Raw genomic sequence first — 16,632 nt, 5'->3', positions numbered from 1 at the left:
CCCAAACAGATCAGGAGGAGACCTAATGACCAGTTTACCGGAAACAATACGCTTGTATAAGAAAGGAAATTATGCAAACGCCTACACGGAAGTTTCCTCTGTTAATCCCGGAAATGCATGGCGGGAGGGTATGGTTAGCGGAAACGGGGAGAACGGATATATTACTTCAGGTTCGCCGTATACGGACAGTTTTATTTTTCAGAATATGTTCTTTAACTATCCTTCCAAGGATCCAAGAGTGATTCCGGAAGAATTGACGGAGCAACTGACTGATGCCAGACAAAATGTTTTTAAGCAGAACGATAAATGGAAGGTTACGAATAAAACCGGTTCCACAAGGATCAGAACCTTCTATTATAGCTACCATCCTGGACACCAACTCCGATTCAGTATACCCTCCCAAGGAAGTCTGAGTGGTTATGAGAGATGGACGAATTATGAAACAGCAGAGACTGGGGTACGCTACAGCGATGAGAATGGGGAATGGGTCCGCACATCCTTTACGTCCCGTGAGGATAATGTAACTTTTACCAAGATCACAGCATCTTCTACAGGCACAAAAATTAATATAACCCTCTCCATTGATGACATCTCCACAATAAGCGGAGCGAACGAAGGTCACATCGAGCTGAGGGAGCTGCAATATAAGAAGCTGGTGGACTCCGGTGCGAATTATCTCGCCCAGGTTGCTCATTATCCGGTGTATCAGGGAAGTGAACTAGCTTACGGCGGGTATGCCGGATTGACTCAGATTGTTGTTGTAAACGGAACCAAGAAGAGAATGCTGATGGCTGGCAGTCATGAACTGATCAATGTTGGGCGAGAACCAAATCCGGTAATTCAGATTAAGGACGCTGATGCCGTATATTTAATTACGCGCTCAAGCAGAACTCACTCTATGGGAAGAATCGAAGAATTTGCTGAAATGACACAATATAAGATCGTAGACCAACTCTATCAAGATATAAACGCGGTTGTGCAAAAATATTTGGCTTCAGACGGTCAATTAAATTATGATGCAGCTCTCGCTGCCCATACAAGGAAGCATTCAGTAGAGTTTAATGCAGTGAGCTTCAGTATTGATGGCGACGACCACTACAAAAATTCAGACAACCAGACCTTGATCACAACGCAAAAATCAACTCCGGACAGAGTCAATCATGCTTTTATGGAGCAGGTGTATAACCAGGGACGGTATGCCATGATCTGCTGCAGCGGTACCAGTGCACCGCGCTTATATGGAATGTGGACCGGGGAGTGGAATCCTGGCTGGCGGGGTATTTATACGCTTGATGCTAATGTGAATCTGCAGGTTGCTTCCATGAATACAGGCCATTTAACGCAAGCACAGCTCGGATATATTATATTTTTCTTGAGAAATACTCCCGACTTTGAATACAATGCGCGGATGGCGTACGGGATGCACGATGCACTGCAGGTTTCCGTTAACTCTGACGGCGATCGCGGGATGCATGTGGAATATGACAATGATTATCCGTTCGAATACTGGAACGCGGGGGCAAGCTGGTGCCTTCTGCCCATTTATGAATACTGGCAGTGTTACGGCAACCAAAAGATACCGCTTCATGATAATATGCGGATTCATGAACTGCAGACCATTCTGAGTGTACAAGATGGAGGCATGAGCGATGAGGAGTTCACACAGCTGTTAGACAAAGGCTATCTGGATCTTGCAGAAGATATTCTGCTTCCCTTGCTTACCAAGCAGGCAAACTTTTGGCAGCAGATCTGCACACCGGAATATTACACGGACATCAACGGCAAGGCATGCTACCAGTTTGACAAAAAGACTTTGAATTCAGGAGAGAAATACCTAATTATTCCCACATATTCTCCAGAGAATCACCCCATCGGATATAACAGCACAATCACGGCGAATGCCACCATGGACATTTCTGCTGCACGGGATGGTCTATCTATGGTTATCTCCATGGAAAAGGCAGTCAAGCGCGATGGTTATGAAAAAGCCATAGCTAAGTGGACAGCATTGCTTGAGTTGCTGCCAAATTATAAATATGACTATGATGGTGCTTTGCGCGAATGGGCTATGAGTGATTATACGGAAAATAACAATCATCGACATTTGAGCCATCTTTATGTGGCATGGCCAGCCTATGAAACACAAACCGATCCGGAGTTAAAGCAGGCTGCAAAGATTGCGATTGACAATAGAGATCGATTTAATACTGTCGACGATACCGCTGGGCATGGTTGGATGCATAAGGCGCTAGTTCAAGCTAGGCTGAAAAATGGTGACGGAGTGCTCTCAGCACTTCTTCCCATGATGAGGGATGCGGGTTATTACAGCTCCTTAATGACAGATCATGATTCAAACAGAAGATGCAATTGTTATTGCACGGATACCTCTTTCGGTACTGTAGGAGCCATTAATGAAGCGCTGTTATTCTCGGATACGGGTGAAATAGAGATTCTTCCGGCTTTGCCTTCTGATTGGACAAAGGGTTCTATACATGGGCTTATGGCGAGAACCTGGGTCGAAGTCAAGGCATTATCCTGGAATCTTTCCGCCAAAACGGTGCATGTAGTAGTGAGTTCCAGCAAGAATGGAAATACCATCCGAATAAGGGTGGGACTATCTTGGACTCAAGCCAAGATCGACGGAAGTAAAGCGGATGTACAACAGGACTTACGCGGGAAATATATTCAGTTAACACTTAGTGAAGGTACCGAGGTTACAGTTGCGTTTCAATTGTAGGACCAGTCCAACTGTGACACCTTGAAAATGGACATCTCATTATTGGAAATGAACTGTGTTCATGACGGTTTGAGGAACCTATAATTTAACCTAGAAAGCGAGTTAATCTATTAGCCGTCAAGGAGGTGGACATCATTCAAGAAGAACTATTTCTAAAACGTTTACACAAGCAGCTACCCTTTCATTTGTTCGTAGGACTTGGGATTCTTTTCTTGCTGGTCTTCAGCTACATTCCGATGTTCGGCATTATCATCGCCTTCAAGAATTACAAAATTTCTACTGGTATTGAAGGTATCTTCACCAGTTCCTGGGCAGGATTGTCGCATTTTAGAGAGTTGATTAACGATTACAACTTTCCAAGCCTGGTGCGCAATACGTTAATACTCAGTGTACTGAAAGTGATTTTTTCGTATCCGATTCCGATCCTGTTTGCGATTATGCTTAGCGAGGTCAAACATGTATTTTTTAAAAGGTTTGTACAGACTGTAAGCTACCTGCCACATTTCATTTCCTGGGTTGTAGTGACTGGTATTGCATACGCTTTCTTTTCATCCGGTTTTGGAATTTTCAATGAGTTGATGCTATCGCTGCATATCATCAAGGAACCTGTACAAATCCTGACCGATCCCGATTCGTTCTATGGCTTGGCGGTTATGACTGCGATCTGGAAGGAGGCAGGCTGGTGGACAATTATTTTTCTGGCAGCTTTGGCTGGCATTGATCCAGCATTGTATGAGGCAGCGGAGATTGACGGGGCTGGCAGACTTAAACGAATTCTGTACATTACCTTACCGGGGCTCAAAAGTGCCAGCATAGTAGTGCTCATTCTGACCATCGGTAGTATTCTGGGAGGCGGATTGGTAGGGTCAAATTTCGAACAGTCGATGCTGCTGGGGAATCCGCTCAACAACGAGAAGTCGCAGATTATCCAGACATATGCATTTTCGGTTGGTCTAGCCCAGGGACGGTTCTCTTTTGCCACAGCAATTGACCTTATGCAGTCGGTAATCTCGGTTTTCCTGATCTTCACCAGTAATTTTATCGCCAAGCGGTTCTCGGGAACCGGATTGTTCTAGCCTAGGGTCATTACTCAAACAGAAAAGGCAGTGAAGCCATGCGCAGGAAAAGAACGATGGAGGATTGGATACTGGACATTCTGATAACGGTAATTTTATTAATCATTGTGTTTATTACGCTGTACCCCTTCTATTACATTCTTATCATTACATTCAATTCAGGATCTGATTCTAACCTTGGAGGAATGTATTTATGGCCGAGGGAGTTCACGCTGGGGAATTACATCTACTTTATTGAAGATCCCAAATGGGTAAATGCTTTTCTGGTTTCGATCCTACGGACGATAGTGGGTACGGTGCTCGCAGTGTTTTTCACCAGTATGGTTGCATATGGGCTTGCGAAGCGAGATTTGATGTTTAGAAAAACGTATTTTTTTATCGTGGTAGTAGCGATGAATTTCTCGGGTGGACTGATTGCTTTCTACATTGTGCTCAAAAGCCTCGGGCTGATTAACACATTCGGGGTATACGTGATTCCCAGCATGCTGAATTTGTTCTTCCTGCTGATAGCCATCTCTTTCTTTCGTGAAATTCCAGATGAACTAGGAGAATCTGCTCGAATAGATGGAGCAAGTGAACTGAGGATATTCTTCAGCATCGTTGTACCTGTCTCCATGCCGCTGATGGCGACGATGAGCCTATTCATTGGCTCCGGACAGTGGAACTCCTGGCTCGACTCTGCATATTTCGTTCAGAACGAGAACTTGAGAACGCTTACTTATCGGATGATGCAGGTAATCAATCAGTCAATGGTACCCACGGGGGATGCTGCAGCAGCTTCGATGTCCAGAGCTAAGGTTACGCCCTTCTCTATTCAAGCGACGGCAATGGTGGTGTCTATTATTCCGATTCTCGGGGTTTATCCGTTTCTGCAAAAGTACTTTGTTTCGGGGATGATGCTCGGTTCGGTAAAAGGTTAAACATCCGGTAATTTCCAAAATCACATGAATGGGGGAAAGAAAGATGGGGAAAAGCTCACGTATGCTATTTAAGCTTATACTGGCGGTGCTTTTGGTAGTCGGCGTACTTTCAGCATGCAGCAAAAATGGGGAACAGAGTGGTGTTGCATCATCTACCGACAATGGAAATAAGCCAGTGGAGCTGAGTATGTTCGTTGATGCAACATGGTATCCTTTTCAGGACTGGTCCGGGGAAATTCCGGAAATGATCACTAAAGCTACTGGGGTGAAACCGAAAATTACGGTTGCCACGGACGATAAGCAATTGGCGCTGATGGTAGCTTCAGGGGATCTCCCGGATATCATTGTTTCTTTTAACTTCAAGCTAATGTCAGATGGCAATCTAAGCTTGCCGTATAACGAAATTTTTCCTAAATATGCTCCTGATGTGAAGTTCGATCCAGTAAAGGAACTAGTGAATACTGTAAGTGACGGGAATTATTACGCCATTCGTAATGACTTTTCTCCTGAATCCGAGTGGAAGGCTAATCCTTATGCCCATATGATGGTTCCCGGGTTAGCCATGCGCAAGGATGTTCTGGAGGAAATAGGTAATCCGTCCATTAAGTCACTGGATGATCTTGATAATGTGTTCGCAACTGTCAAAGAGAAATATCCGGAGATGACGCCTTTAATTCTTAATCCTAACTGGCAAAGGCCATATTTCGATGCACAATTCGGTGCTTATGGAGGTTTTGTGGACGAGAATGGGAAGATTGTTTACTATCTGAGACAAGACGCTGTACGCAAGTCGATGTTGTATATGAATAGCCTATATCGGAACGGATATATAACATCCGAGAACTTTGCCTATAAGAATGAGACGGAGACAGAGCAAATGATGGCTGCCGGGAAGGGCTTCGCCTATACCTGGACCTATTCCGGGGCAGAACGCCTCAATGCGGATAACAAAGACAACGGTATCAGCTTTGTTCAATTGGCCGAACCGCTTGAACCAGAGGCCTCCATCCTAAGCTCAGGAACCGGGGGGCTGGGAATGTATGTCACCAAGAGTAATAAAAATGTGGAAGCGACCGTCAAATTTTTGAAATATCTATACTCAGAGGAAGGCTGGAGAACGGCAGAGTGGGGCGTAGAGGGCAAGGATTGGAGCTGGAATACAGCCGGGTACCCGGAATTCACTTATGATATTAACGATCTCGAGCTACTGAAGAAAAAAGGGGTGTACTGGTGGGGTGTGCCTACTGAGACAGGTGTAGGAATGGCATTAACATCTTACAAAGAAGGCTCGGAAACGACACGGCAGGGAGAGAAGTACTCACCAATAATTAAGTTTAATCCGGCGATAGGTATGATTAATCCTGACACGGATTCACCCGAACAGATTATCCGCACGAACATCGAAAATATGGTGAAAACGGAGGTCACTAAGATCTATCTGGCTGCTACAGAAGCTGAAGCACAGGCTGCCTTCGACGAGCTGATTAAAAAAGCCGAAAAAATCGGAATGAGCAAGCTCGAAGAATGGGCAACCGCGCAGTACGGTCCTCTTAAGCAAAAGTATGATCAGTTAACGAAGTAACAAGCAAACATACAGGCACTATACCGCTCATACAGGATGCAGGCTCAAGAAGCCCGCATCCTGTATGAGCTCACCAACGTTAAAATACCATATTAGACAGCGGGGAGATATGTAATATGCGTATACGTACAAAAATGTACTTGGGTTACATTCTCCTCATTGTGCTTCCATTTCTGTTCTTCGCTCTGTTCTCCTATATTCAGCTGTATGACAAAATGCTCACTCAATATCAACTTGCAAACCAGCAAAATTTGGAGCAGACTGCATCCAATCTGGATTCAAGCCTGGCTAAGCTGGAATCACTTACTTCGGTTTATCAAAACAATGCAGCTTTAATTGACTTTTTGCAAGGAGGGTTTGTGGATGACCGTGATTTAATCTACTCGTATTTAAAAGAAATTAATCCAGCATTTTCGTTTGCTTATCTGGCAGATCCTTTAGTGCAAAATCTTACAGTTTATCCCAAGTATCAGAAACGGCTATTGGAGGCTCCCGGTTTTCAGAACTATCGTGATATAGGGAGATTCCTAACTCCTGATGAAATTGGAGAGTTGCGTCCAGCCCAGGGACTATGGAAGCAATCTTTCGATCCTGCCGCTCCGGCACTGAGTTATTTCCAGAAGCTGTACAGTAATTCCTATATTACTGATCTAGGTATTATTCAGATAAGTGTTGACCCTGCAATGTTAGATCAATTCGTGTCGGCCTTGACTCAAGTACATCCGGATAATGCAATAATGGTGCTTGATCGTCAAGGAAAGATGGTTAGCTATGTCACGAATACGAAGCTGTCAGATGAGCAAATACGCTCCATTATCCAGCTGTTTGGTAATGAATCCTTGGGAGGATTTCTTGCCGACCATGATCGACTGTTGATTAATTCTGTTCATATTCCAAAGCTGGGGCTAACGATTATCGAGGTGAATAAACGGGCAGCTTTATTTGAATTCCTGAGGGTAAAGCAGTTATGGGTAGCTTGCGGTTTGGCGCTGCTCGCCTTGCTGTCCGCTCTGTACTTTTGGATCGTCTCTTCGCTAACCAAACGAATCGTCCGGCTCTCGCGTCATATGCGCAGAGTGGAGCCAGAGTTCCTGAACAACCCCGTTAAGGGGAAAGCTGGGAAAGACGAAATCGGCTTCCTAATCACGAACTATAATGAAATGATCAGCCGCATGGATGAATTAGTAAACCATGTTCAAAAGGTGGAGATGCTTAAGAAAGAAGCAGATTTCAAAATGCTGCAGGCACAAATTCAACCCCATTTTCTATATAATACCCTAGAAACGATGCGAATGCTTGCCAGATCAAATAAGGATTATAAAGTAGCAGAGATGGCTCTTTCTCTCGGTAATTTGTTCCGCTACAGTCTGTCAAAGTCGGAACATACGACGCTTCGAGATGAGCTAGATCATGTAAGCACCTATATCGCAATACATCAAATCCGTATGAGTGACCTTGAGGTGGAGCTCCAGGTAGAGGAAACGCTATTATCGTTGCCTTGTCCCAGATTTATCCTGCAGCCGCTGGTGGAGAACAGTATGATCCATGGTTTGTCCAGGAACAGGGGCAGCAAGCGGATTACGTTGCGGATAGAAAGAAAACATGGATATGTGTGGATTGAGGTAGCCGACAACGGTTCCGGGATATCGGAGCAGCAGATAAAGTTTCTTCAGCGGCTGCTGGAGGGCAGTATCACCAAGCATGAATCGCAGCATAAGACGACAGGCATCGGGCTTAGTAATGTGGCTGAACGGGTCAAAGCATATTACGGTAAAGAATCATCGCTTGGAATAATAAGTACTCCCGGCAAAGAGACGGTTTGTTGCCTTAAACTGCTGCTGAAGGAGGAATACTCCAATGCTCAAACTACTGATTGTGGATGATGAGCCAATAATTCTGGAAGGTCTGCGAGACATGATTGAGGAAGAAAAGACAGCGTTCAGGCAAATCATAACGGCTCGTGATAGCATCGAAGCGCTGGAACGAATAGAACTTGTCCGTCCGGATTTAATCATTACGGATATCCATATGCCAGAGATAGACGGTCTGGAGCTGATTCGGCGAGCGCAGCAAAAAGATATAAAGCGCTTCATTATCCTAACTGGGCACGATGTATTCGACTATGCACGCACAGCTGTTAAATTGCAGGTGATAGAGTATTTACTTAAGCCAATTAACCAGGTGGAGTTAGCTGAGGTTCTAAGAAGAACAGCATGTGAACTGATTCAAGAACGTGAAATTTTGGAAGTGTCTGGCAATTCTCCTGAAGAAATGGGTACCTCGCAGAACGAACATATTAAACTGCTAAAAGCCTATATAGAGCAAAGTTACATGAAGGATATTTCTTTATCTGATGCGGCGGAATACCTGAATTTGCATCCAGTGTACCTTGGACAGATCTTTAAGCGGGAAACCGGAAATACTTTCGTGCAATATATAAACCAGGTAAGGATAGGTAAGGCTAAGGATATGATGGCTAGCATGAAGAATTTGTCTCTGGATACGATAGCCAGAATGGTAGGGTATGAGAACCAGCGGACTTTTTATAAAGTGTTTCGCAAATTTAATAATGAAACTCCGGGACAGTTCAGAGACCGGAAAGTGCAATCAGACTCGAATTCTCTATTTTTTTAAAGGAAATACAGACCATGGGTATGATGTGAACTGAGACATACTTGCCATGGCCTATGAATTTTTTGGATTATTTGCGATATAATTTAAGCCCCATTCCTCTATCTGATAAAGTATAGAATGAAGGCTCTTCCCGGTCTCTGACAAAGAATACTCTACCTTGGGTGGAATTTCAGAATACACTTGTCGGTTAATCAGCCCATCGTTTTCGAGCTCACGCAGCTGGCGAGTGAGTGTACGCTGCGTAATATTGGGAAATCCTTTTCTTAATTCATTAAACCGTCTTACGCCGAGAAGCGAAAGGTTGTGCAGAATAAGCAGCTTATACTTGCCCCCAATCATATTGACTGTAAATTCAACCGGGCATTGCGAGCAATGTGAGTCTTGATTATCCACTCTGATTCTCTCCTTTTTAGGTATCCTTAAGGATACTATATATCCTTCATGTGCGTACTTACATTATTGAATTTAAACCTATATTATTTAACTATAGTCACTAAATTACTTTTAGTAAACGGAAGGATGATGAATAAATGACAACTAAGGATAAGATATTAGTATATGGAGCAGGCGGCGTACAAGGAGGAGCAGTCGCCAGCAAGCTTCTGAAAGAAGGACACGCCGTTCATACAATCGTAAGAAATTCGGACAAGGCCGCTCAGCTTCAAGAGCAGGGCATTACTGCCTTTGTTGGCGATCTAACAGATGCTAGCAGCCTAACTCCTGCTCATCACGGTATCAACAAAGTATTCCTGGTGCTGCCGGTGGACTACGACTTGGAGCGTAATCGACAATTCATCCGTAATACCGTCGATGCTGCCAAAAAAGCCAATGTTAAACTCCTTGTTTTTAATACCAGCGGTTTCTTTACAGATGATGTTACAGGTGTTGCTGCTTATGATATTAAGAGAGAATTGATCGCTTATGTGAAGCAAAGTGGCATTCCGACTATTATCCTACAACCTACATTTTATATGGAAAACTTCCTTATTCCCGGCGTTGTAGACAACCAAACACTGGCTTACCCTGTACCTGCTGATTCTGCAGTCGCATGGATTAGTATGGAAGATGCAGCCGCTTACAGCGTATATGCACTTAACCACCCAGAACTGGCAGGGGAGACATTGCCTATCGTAGGACCTGAGGCGCTAACTGGAAATCAGCTGGCAGAGCAATTTAGCGCCACATTAAATCGAAAAATACAGTTTTATTCTCTCCCCGTGGAAGCGTTCGAAGAAGCATTATCTCCAATGCTAGGCAAGGAAACAGCAAAAGGCCTCGCCGACTCCTACAAATGGCTTGGATTAAATTCTCATTTTCAATTACTTCCCAAGCCAGACCAGGTCAGCGACGAGTTGCGTTCTGCTACACCGGGCACTCCACTCCAAGAGTGGGTGAAACAAGCTGTACAGAATGGATTTTTCGCACTATAACAACATAGGATTCGGAGCGATCCATTCGCAGAGAAAAGCAAGTTCAGTTTATACCGGGAGGGAGACAGACGATTGCCGAGATCAGCAAGTGAGCTATAACTTAACAATGACCACTACGAGAGTAGTGGTTATTTGTGCTTTGGCTGAAATTAGAGCAGTTAGACTGCATGAGCACGTCGAATTGTTCTAATACTAGTCTCGGATTCCCTTACTTGCTGTCAATTAATTCAGATCTAGTCACGGCTGTCTTATCATGCTAAACAGTGATGAGACGTCATTGGTAGCGCCGACGGAAATGACTGTTTTTTGGGCATCATCAATGAAGGTTCTAATTGTCGTCAATCATTTGCTCCACAAAGGAAAAATGAGGATTGTTAGCTTTAAAGCGCTGGATTTGTTCTTCGTCGGCAACTTGCGTTCCCCGCCCCTTTTGCATCAGCAGAAGTCCTTCTTCTTTCAATTGTGCATATACGCTTTGAATAGTGTTCCGGTTAATCGACAATTGCTCGGCCAACTGATTGGTTCCGGCCCTTTTCGGTTCTGCCTTTTTTATCTTTTTGCCGCTGCAATTCATCCGCACCATTCCTTACGAATTGGATGAGGCTGCCAAGATTGACGGCTGCAGCCGGTTCGGTATTTTCGCGCGTGTCATTATGCCGCTCATTACACCGGCGTTAGTGACAGCGGCCATATTTGAATTTTATTGGTCCTGGGACAATTTCTTCGGGGCCGCTGATTTATTTAGGGAAACCGCTGCTGTACACCATCAGCGTCGCCCTCAGTCTGTTCGCAGACCCGAGCTCAGGTACAGCTTGGTCCGCCATGTTTGCGATGGCTACGCTGTCGCTGATTCCGCCTATTCTCATCATCTTTAAAACCTGCGGTACACTGTAGAAGGTATTAGCACAACGGGATTGAAAGGATGAGACCAATGGAGAATGGCAGCAGACAAACCATGTCTCTGGACTGATCCGGGAAAATTAGTGTCCAAGACCATCGCATTACCCGGAACACCCGACGAGCATGTTCTGGGATCGAAGCCGGAGGTTTCCTCTGATCATCTGACCCGGAAGCATGCGTATGAGGGACGTGCCCGATTTGAACACCAAGTCATTATTCCGGAGGAATGGCAGGGCAAATTACTTTTCTTCACAATGGAACGGACGCGGGAAACGGAGCTGTGGATCGACGGGGTACAGGTAGGATCTTGCAACACGTTATCGACACCGCAGAGCTGTATGATGTGAGCGGTTACCTTGAGCCGGGGCTGCATATTCTCTCTGTTATCGAGGATAACAGCTCCGGAGTTATGGGCTGGAGAAGCATCCGCAATTCGCATATGGCAACGGATCAAACCCAGAACGAACTGGAACGTTCTCCTTGGGGCCATCCCTGATTAGGACGGTATCCATCCAGGTTCAGGTTTCTGTCGGCCAGAAGCTGTACGATGGCGGGATAATTCCTTTTCAGCTTGAAACGGATCCCTCAGGTGGAGAAAATCCGGTCCTGATTTCTGCAACCGATGCTTTACAATTATGGGACGAATTTAACCCTTTCACGTACTATGCATCAAATCATAATTCATTCTTCCACTGAAGGACAACGTCAACAGCCAGTCGATGTCGGCTTTGAAGCCCCCTATACTTTGACCTTGTCGATGAATCGATAAAGTAAGAGTTTGGCGTCTCGGTGAGTGCGCTTGTAATGAGTGCTATGCTCAAACTGATGCAATTAATTTATAGAAAGGCAACTTATACGCTTGCTAAGGCTGATGAAGAAGCCCATACTTATCAAAAATTCTTGAACCTCTACTATCACATAAAATGTTGAGTATTCTTCAAGCTTGTTTGCAGTGTGCAGAATACCGCCTGTTGGCATTTCTCCATTTCCTTGAAGCACTGCATCATAATTCACACCAGGCAGATCATTGTTGCTTTAAACTTCCAACCAAACATCTAGCTGTAAAAATCTTTTACCTCTTTGGGTTGGTTTGCTCCAATTTCGAACCACGCAACGTGATTAAATTGTGGTTTGTCCATGTCATATTCTCCTTTAATAAAAATTATAGTTTACCATCTGCTAACGTGGTATGTGTATACTGTACTTGTAAATTTGTATATAGTAATTTAAAAAATTTGGTATATCCCATCTTTTCTTTTAAATAATAAGGAGTGTATAACTTAATGGATAATACGGATATTGAGATATTAAAACAGCTGAAAAAAAATTCCAGAATTCGTGAAAATAAGTTAGCCCAATTGGTTCATATGACACCCCCATCGGTTTCTGCAAGAATTAAACAAATGGAGGATAAAAACGTTATAAAAAAATATACAATTGAAGTTGATCCGTCTAAGCTTGGGTATACTCATCAGGTGTTTATCGAGACTGAAATGACGCATCTTAGTCATAAAAGATATTTAGAGTTTATTCAATCCAAACAACAATTTATTCTCCACCATTATAGAATTTCTGGACAAATGAATTATATGATCCAAGGTGGATTTCCTTCTAATGATGAGTTGAATAACTTTTTGGAACTGTTAAATGAATATGCAAATTACAAAGTCCTACACATTATCTCTGAGCTAATTTAATCCAATTAAACAACGAATTTAATGTGATACAAAATAATTTACAAAAAAAGAGCTGATAGGAGGTTATAACAATGCAGGATGAAATGAACTATATTCCAACGCATATCAATGTACAGGGAGCAAATGCGAATAACTTGAAAAATATTAATATTGATATTCCTTTGAATCGTTTAGTTGCAATTACTGGAGTATCAGGTTCAGGCAAATCGTCTTTAGCGATGGACACGATCTATGCTGAAGGAACAAGACGATACTTAAATGCCTTGGCCACGTACACACGGCGCCGTATTAAGCAGGTGGGACGTTCAGATGTGAAAGCAATTAAAAATCTCCCTTCAACGATTGCCTTACGCCAACGACCAGACACACCCGGGATTCGCTCAACAGTGGGAACTCTAACCGAAACCTTGAACATTTTACGGTTGATTTTTTCACGTTTAGGTTCTCATGTTTGTCCAAATGGGCATCGTCTAGAGCCGACACTTCGAGTAGCAGAAGTCATGGATTTCATGGGTACAGACGAAAGAATGGGGATTATTAACTGTCCTACGTGCCAAGTCCCTTTCATGGTCTATGGTGCAGAAAGCTTTGCATTCAATTCAGATGGAGCTTGTTCAACTTGTCAAGGAACGGGAGAAGCAAGAGAAATTCAGTTGAAGAAGATTATTCCAAATCCTGATTTAACTATTAAAGAAGGTGCCGTGGCATCCTGGCGATTACCGGGCAGAACGCATATGCATTTACTAGCGGAACAGCAAGGTGTTCGCTTAGATCTTCCCTTTAAAGAACTAACGGATAAAGAAAAAGAAATTGTACTTCATGGACCAGAAGTAAAGCGAGTCATTGTGGTTCCAACTTCAACTGGGAAATCTTTTGAACTTAATGCCAAGTACGAAAATGCTTTTGTAGCAGTAGAAAACAGCTTTAATACTGCCAAAAATGATAATACCATCGAGCGATTAAATCGGTTTTATGATGTAGGGTGTTGTTCCAGATGTCATGGAACTCGCTATAATCCCGAACTATTCTCGACGCTTATTATGGGCAAAAACATTGCAGAAGTCAGCCAATATGATTTATTACAGCTAGAAGAGTTTTCAGATAAATTAGTTAGCTGGGTACCTGCCGAGATGAAAAATATGGCTGGACAACTTTCAAAAGAGTTGAAAGAACTAATAGATCCAATTGTCGCGCTAGGTCTGGATTATTTAACTTTAGATAGAGCAGGGAATGGCCTCTCAACAGGAGAATTGCAGAGAATTCAACTAGCTCGTACGATTCGCAATCAAATGACAGGGATTTTATATGTTTTGGACGAACCAAGTGTTGGTCTCCATGCAGAAAATGTAAAAGCTTTAATACAGATTATTCGGCAGATTATTAAACAAGGTAATTCAGTTCTCGTCGTTGATCATGATGTGGCCATTTTAGAAGCAGCGGACTATTTGATTGAAATAGGACCTTTATCTGGTGAAGATGGTGGAGAAGTTATCGGTGCAGGAACTCCAGGTGAACTATCTACTAATGATCAGTCGGTTATTGCTGCTTATTTAAATAAATCAGCAGAGGTTGTTGTTCGTAACATTCAAGATGCTAATCAGCTGGATAAGATAATAGTTACAGTTCAAGGTAAAAACAACATCCATGAAGTTCGTGCGGAGTTTGTGTTGAATGGTCTCAATGTTGTGACAGGGATTTCAGGATCAGGGAAGACCACATTAGTATTAGATAGTCTCGTCCCCGCTATGAAAGCCAGATTGGCAAAGGAGAAACTTCCCGACCATGTTGCATTAACAGGCGAAGGAAAGATCAAGCAAGTCGTAGAAATTGACTCAAATCCGATTGGGAAAAATATTCGTTCTACAGTAGCCACTTACTCTAAAATTATGGACAAGCTGCGCAAACTCTTTGAAACGGAAGCGGATCAGACACATGCATTCAAGGCAACTGATTTTTCCTATAATAACAATTCAGGAGCTTGCACTTATTGTGAGGGTACAGGGAGTGTAAATCTAGATATTCAGTACTTACCAGATATTGTTGAAGTCTGTCCACAATGTCAGGGCAAGCGATATAGAGATGAGATATTAGATGTTACTTTGCAAGGAAAGAATATTGCGGAAGTACTGGAATTGACGGTTGCAGAAGCACAATCTTTCTTTAAAAACCAATCCAGCATCTCTAAAACATTGAAAGTTTTAAATGAACTAGGTCTTGGTTATCTACATCTAGGCGAAAGCACGCCAGCACTTTCTGGTGGAGAAGCACAACGATTAAAGCTGACTTACTATTTAGAGAAAAAACAAGCAAACTACTTATTTATCTTTGATGAACCAAGTATTGGATTGCATCCTCGAGATGTTGCTACATTAGTGGGTGTATTAGATAAATTGGTGCAAAGTAAAGCAACAGTAATTGTAATTGAGCATGACTTAGATGTGATCGCTAATGCTGACTATATTGTTGATATGGGGCCAAATGGGGGACGCTATGGAGGTCAATTAATGGCAAATGGTTCTGTAGAACAAATTTGCAGAACAAAATCCAGTGTTACTGGAAAATATATAAAGAATTATCTTACATGAATCAATTATATCGTTCTACTTTCTTTAGAAAATAAAGTAATTTGGCTGTTTTCCTTTTTTAATTAATGTAATGATTTTTTATTAGACGGTAAAATGATAATATAAACCGATTAGATTATTATGAGTGAGCAAGTGGTACTTTGATTCAAATCGGTAAATTACAGAGCTCAAATAACTTGATAAATTTAAAGGAGGATTTTCGATGTATATTACGCAAATCAGGAATGCAACGTTAAAAATAAAGTATGGTAAAAAAATCTTTTTAGTAGATCCTATGCTCTCTAAAAAAGGTGAAATTCCTCCATTTGCACCACCACATGCACCGATGCCTATGTCTGGAAATTTGGAGAGTAATCCTATAACTGAATTGCCAATGTCAGTTAATGAAATTCTAGAAGGCGTGGATGCATTGATTGTAACGCATTTGCATCCAGATCACTGGGATCCTGCGGCAAGTGAACAAATAGATAAACAAATTCCTTTATTTTCGCAAAATGAGGATGATGCAACTACACTTCGTGAGCAAGGGTTTAAGAATGTTTATGTAATAGGTGATAAGACACATTTTGAGGGAATTTCTTTAACTCATACCAATGGAAAACACGCAAGTGTTGACGAGATGCTAGCAATATCAGGTCCTGCTTGCGGTGTTGTCTTTAAGCATGAAAGTGAGAAGACTGTATATTTATTAGGTGATACCGTTTGGTATGACGAAGTGGAGAACAATCTACAAAAATATCAGCCGGATGTTGTAATTATTAACGCAGGTAACAATCAATTTGAAATTGGTGGGCCGTTAATTATGGGGGCAGAAGGTGTACTAAAAGTACATCAAACTCTTCCAGAAGCTGAATTGTTTGCAACCCATATGGAGGCAGTTAATCATGCTTATCTAACACGTAAAGAGTTAAAAGACTTTGCAAAAGAGCACGGATTTGGCGCAAAGTTATCAGTTCCAGAAGATGGGGAAAAATTAGAGTACTAATCCTATAAATAAAGAATATCAGTTGAACAATAGATTAGTTGTGCTTTACCTATTTATGTAGGTGGAGCTTCTTTTCTAATTGATAG

15 protein-coding genes and 1 pseudogene are annotated in these 16,632 nt (G+C 42.6%); 13 read left to right on the top strand and 3 right to left on the bottom strand.

All coding sequences use genetic code 11. The features are described from left to right. Positions 1 to 25 precede the first annotated feature (25 nt). The 6 genes from F0220_RS32220 (at position 26) to F0220_RS32195 (ending at position 8,949) form a co-directional block, all read left to right on the top strand. Positions 26 to 2,737, top strand: coding sequence for a glycosyl hydrolase family 95 catalytic domain-containing protein (locus F0220_RS32220; protein ID WP_149847196.1), 2,712 nt, complete (start codon positions 26 to 28; stop codon positions 2,735 to 2,737). 125 nt (positions 2,738 to 2,862) lie between these two features. Beyond that, positions 2,863 to 3,813 carry an ABC transporter permease gene (locus F0220_RS32215; RefSeq protein WP_076222886.1) on the top strand — a complete coding sequence of 317 codons (951 nt, stop codon included), beginning with the start codon at positions 2,863 to 2,865 and terminating at the stop codon, positions 3,811 to 3,813. A gap of 185 nt (positions 3,814 to 3,998) precedes the next feature. Beyond that, positions 3,999 to 4,733 carry a carbohydrate ABC transporter permease gene (locus F0220_RS32210; RefSeq protein WP_223200043.1) on the top strand — a complete coding sequence of 245 codons (735 nt, stop codon included), beginning with the start codon at positions 3,999 to 4,001 and terminating at the stop codon, positions 4,731 to 4,733. A gap of 61 nt (positions 4,734 to 4,794) precedes the next feature. Then, positions 4,795 to 6,315, top strand: a complete 1,521-nt coding sequence (locus F0220_RS32205) for an extracellular solute-binding protein (protein WP_188310578.1) — start codon at positions 4,795 to 4,797, stop codon at positions 6,313 to 6,315. Positions 6,316 to 6,431: 116 nt separating this feature from the next. After that, the gene (locus tag F0220_RS32200; RefSeq protein ID WP_149847194.1) at positions 6,432 to 8,198 is read left to right on the top strand and encodes a cache domain-containing sensor histidine kinase; all 1,767 of its coding nucleotides are present in this window, start codon (positions 6,432 to 6,434) and stop codon (positions 8,196 to 8,198) included. Further along, positions 8,173 to 8,949 carry a response regulator gene (locus tag F0220_RS32195; protein ID WP_149847193.1) on the top strand — a complete coding sequence of 259 codons (777 nt, stop codon included), beginning with the start codon at positions 8,173 to 8,175 and terminating at the stop codon, positions 8,947 to 8,949. The genes F0220_RS32200 and F0220_RS32195 overlap by 26 nt, the downstream gene beginning before the upstream one ends. 51 nt (positions 8,950 to 9,000) lie before the next feature. Here the strand turns inward: F0220_RS32195 and F0220_RS32190 are convergent, their stop codons facing one another. Next, positions 9,001 to 9,342, bottom strand: a complete 342-nt coding sequence (locus tag F0220_RS32190) for a winged helix-turn-helix transcriptional regulator (RefSeq protein WP_342345622.1) — start codon at positions 9,340 to 9,342, stop codon at positions 9,001 to 9,003. Positions 9,343 to 9,479: 137 nt separating this feature from the next. Between F0220_RS32190 and F0220_RS32185 the strand changes: the two genes are divergently transcribed. Further along, entirely contained in the window at positions 9,480 to 10,379 is a 900-nt protein-coding gene (locus F0220_RS32185) for an SDR family oxidoreductase (protein ID WP_149847192.1), read from the top strand. Between the two features lie 328 nt (positions 10,380 to 10,707). Here F0220_RS32185 and F0220_RS32180 read toward each other — a convergent pair whose 3' ends face one another. Continuing rightward, complete coding sequence (locus tag F0220_RS32180) at positions 10,708 to 10,953, bottom strand: GntR family transcriptional regulator (RefSeq protein ID WP_223200042.1); 246 nt, start codon at positions 10,951 to 10,953, stop codon at positions 10,708 to 10,710. On the opposite strand from F0220_RS32180, the pseudogene F0220_RS32175 reads away from it, so the two are divergent. The 3 genes and pseudogenes from F0220_RS32175 to F0220_RS32165 form a co-directional block, all read left to right on the top strand. Next, positions 10,898 to 11,305 (top strand): annotated as a pseudogene (locus F0220_RS32175) (carbohydrate ABC transporter permease); the annotation flags it as partial. The gene F0220_RS32180 and the pseudogene F0220_RS32175 sit on opposite strands and share 56 nt — an antisense overlap. A 12-nt stretch (positions 11,306 to 11,317) precedes the next feature. Beyond that, positions 11,318 to 11,626 carry a hypothetical protein gene (locus F0220_RS32170; protein ID WP_105598973.1) on the top strand — a complete coding sequence of 103 codons (309 nt, stop codon included), beginning with the start codon at positions 11,318 to 11,320 and terminating at the stop codon, positions 11,624 to 11,626. Continuing rightward, complete coding sequence (locus F0220_RS32165; protein ID WP_146117037.1) at positions 11,587 to 11,775, top strand: hypothetical protein; 189 nt, start codon at positions 11,587 to 11,589, stop codon at positions 11,773 to 11,775. Before F0220_RS32170 ends, F0220_RS32165 begins: the two co-directional genes overlap by 40 nt. Positions 11,776 to 12,110: 335 nt before the next feature. On the opposite strand, the gene F0220_RS33180 is transcribed toward F0220_RS32165, so the two are convergent. Next, a complete protein-coding gene (locus F0220_RS33180) occupies positions 12,111 to 12,293 on the bottom strand; it encodes a hypothetical protein (protein WP_146117038.1) in 183 nt (60 codons plus the stop codon). 269 nt (positions 12,294 to 12,562) lie between these two features. Here F0220_RS33180 and F0220_RS32160 point away from each other — a divergent pair, with 269 nt between their 5' ends. From F0220_RS32160 to F0220_RS32150, 3 genes are all read left to right on the top strand, one after another. Next, positions 12,563 to 12,976, top strand: a complete 414-nt coding sequence (locus tag F0220_RS32160; protein ID WP_076334219.1) for an Lrp/AsnC family transcriptional regulator — start codon at positions 12,563 to 12,565, stop codon at positions 12,974 to 12,976. A gap of 71 nt (positions 12,977 to 13,047) precedes the next feature. After that, positions 13,048 to 15,561 (top strand): excinuclease ABC subunit UvrA, encoded by a 2,514-nt coding sequence (locus tag F0220_RS32155; RefSeq protein WP_197997659.1) that lies wholly within the window; start codon positions 13,048 to 13,050, stop codon positions 15,559 to 15,561. 202 nt (positions 15,562 to 15,763) lie between these two features. Then, on the top strand, positions 15,764 to 16,546 hold the full coding sequence (locus F0220_RS32150; protein WP_076334221.1) for an MBL fold metallo-hydrolase: 783 nt from the start codon (positions 15,764 to 15,766) through the stop codon (positions 16,544 to 16,546). The last annotated feature ends 86 nt before the right edge of the window (positions 16,547 to 16,632 follow it).

It is taken from the genome of Paenibacillus sp. 37, assembly GCF_008386395.1.
Taxonomy (GTDB): Bacteria; Bacillota; Bacilli; order Paenibacillales; family Paenibacillaceae; genus Paenibacillus; species Paenibacillus amylolyticus_B.
This window is presented reverse-complemented; position numbering and strand designations above follow the sequence as displayed.